The 2,540-nt window shown below is 38.1% G+C and carries 1 protein-coding gene; it reads left to right on the forward strand.

Annotated features, from left to right (window positions below; all coding sequences use genetic code 11):
- Window positions 1-421 precede the first annotated feature (421 nt).
- On the forward strand, window positions 422-2,116 hold the full coding sequence (locus VB836_RS27665; RefSeq protein WP_323224396.1) for an AAA-like domain-containing protein: 1,695 nt from the start codon (window positions 422-424) through the stop codon (window positions 2,114-2,116).
- Window positions 2,117-2,540 lie beyond the last annotated feature (424 nt).

Genomic DNA, 2,540 nt, shown 5'->3' on the forward strand with positions numbered 1-2,540 from the left:
CTAAATTAAGGAGAGAATAAAAACCACTAAGACACTAAGACACTAAGAGCGATCTTGGTGTCTTTTTTGTATTGATAGAAGAAACACCACAAAGACACTAAGACACAAAGGAAAGATTTTGTCATCTAGAATAAAAGATCACCTAGTTTATAGCATTTTTTCCGAATGGTGAGGTTAAAAAATTATAAGCTTGGGAAACGCTATTTTAAAACACAATTGCAACCCTTTCGATTATAATATTCTTATAAATATTGATTTTAGTCTCAATTTTAATTGATATCTTCTGAAGATGATAACAAATTTTAGCTAAAATTTAACCCGATTAAAGCGTTTTTGATAGCATCAGTTCATAGAAGATGCTAAAATCGCTAACAAACCTTGAAACCAGTGGTGATTAACGAGAGTTGTATCTGTTTAATTTATGAATAATTCTATCCGAAAGAAAAAAACAATATTATTTCTAGCTGCCAACCCCAAACAGACAAACCATTTGCGGCTAGATCAAGAAGTAAAAGAGATTCAAAATGGATTAGAAAGAGCCAAAAAACGCAGCCAGTTTAATCTAGAGTCTCGTTTTGCTGTTACCGCCAGAGAAATGCAACGTGCGGTGTTAGAATTACAACCCCAATTTGTCCATTTTTCTGGGCATGGTGCGGGAGAACAGGGGTTAATTTTAGAGGATGAAATGGGACAAGTTAAGTTGGTTAGTGCGAAGGGATTGGCGGATTTATTTCAGTTGTTTAAAGCTGATATTGAATGCGTTGTTCTGAATGCTTGTTATTCAGAAATTCAAGCTAAAGCTATCGCCTATCATATTCCCTATGTGATTGGAATGAAGCAGCAAGTCGGAGATCAAGCCGCTCAGGAATTTGCCATCGGATTTTATGATGCGTTAGGGAATGGTAGAGATCTCGAATTTGCCTACAAATATGGTTGTACAAGTATCAGCATGGCGGGAATTCCTGAAGAACTGACTCCAGTGATTAGAAGAAAATCCGATGAATCAAATGCTGAAAATATTGAGGAAATTGAGGAATATTCAACACCAGAAAATACAGTTGTAGAAAATCCGCGATCGCCGAAAAACTCAACCCTGTTAGCAAATGAATTAGAGAACCCTGAAGGTTCAGTTAGCCTCGATTCTCCCTTTTATATCGAACGTCCACCGATTGAATCAGATTGCTATGAAACTATTTTAAAACCGGGAGCCTTAATCAGAATCAAAGCACCCCGACAGATGGGAAAAACCTCTTTAATGCAGCGCATTCTTAATCACAGCAAACAAAACGGATACCAAACCGCCTATCTAAATTTTCAGTCAGCCGATAGCGAATTTTTCACCAATATTGATCAATTTTTGCGCTGGTTTTGTGGAACTCTTACCGAAGAATTAGAACTTGAAGATCGCCTCGAAGATTTGTGGAAAGGCAACCTCGGAAGTAAAAATAAATGTAATAACTATTTTCGTCGTTATCTTCTCCAAGTCATCAATCAACCTTTAACCTTAGGTTTGGATGAAGTCGATCAGGTTTTTCAACACTTAGAAATTGCTCAAGAATTCTTTAGTTTGCTGCGAGTTTGGCATGAAAACGGCAAGAATCAACCTGACTGGAAAAAACTCCGTTTAGTGATTGCTCATTCCCAAGAAGTTTATATTCCCCTGAATATCAATCAATCGCCTTTTAACGTCGGTTTACCGATAGATTTACCCGAATTAACCTTTGAACAAATTAGCGAGTTAGTCAAAAGACACGGGTTAAACTGGTCGGAAAATGAGGTAAACTCGTTAATGGGAATGGTAGACGGACACCCGTATTTAGTCAGAAAAGCACTCTATGAAATGACTCGCCATCAGTTAAGTTTAGCCGAATTTATCGAAACAGCACCCACCCAAAGCGGACTCTACAACGATCATTTACGGCGACATTTGTTGAACTTGCAAGATTATGAAAAATTAGCCGAAGCTATGAAAAAAGTTGTCTCAACAAATGAACCCGTTCGACTCGAAGAAAGTCAAGCCTTTCAACTGCGAAGTATGGGTTTAATTAAACGGGTAGGAAACGATGTTGTTCCCCTTTGTAATCTCTATCGTCTCTATTTTAGCGATCGCTTTTAGGAGAAATATTACTTCCCAACCCGCCCCTACAGATGAAATAAAAACAGCAATAGAGGGCGGGTTTATATAGGTTACTTGCGGGAAACATACATTTGTACAGAACCCGCCCCTACAGATGAAATACAAACAGCAATAGCGGGTTTATATAGGTTACTTGCGGGAAACATATATTTGTACAGAACCAGCCCCTACAGATGAAATACAAACAGCAATAGCGGGTTTATATAGGTTACTTGCGGGAAACATATATTTGTACAGAACCAGCCCCTACAGATGAAATACAAACAGCAATAGCGGGCGGGTTTATATAGGTTACTTGCGGGAAACATATATTTGTACAGAACCAGCCCCTACAGATGAAATACAAACAGCAATAGCGGGTTTATATAGGTTACTTGCGGGAAACATATATTTGTACAGAACC

The organism is Limnoraphis robusta BA-68 BA1, assembly GCF_034932365.1.
GTDB classification, from domain to species: domain Bacteria; phylum Cyanobacteriota; class Cyanobacteriia; order Cyanobacteriales; family Microcoleaceae; genus Capilliphycus; species Capilliphycus robustus.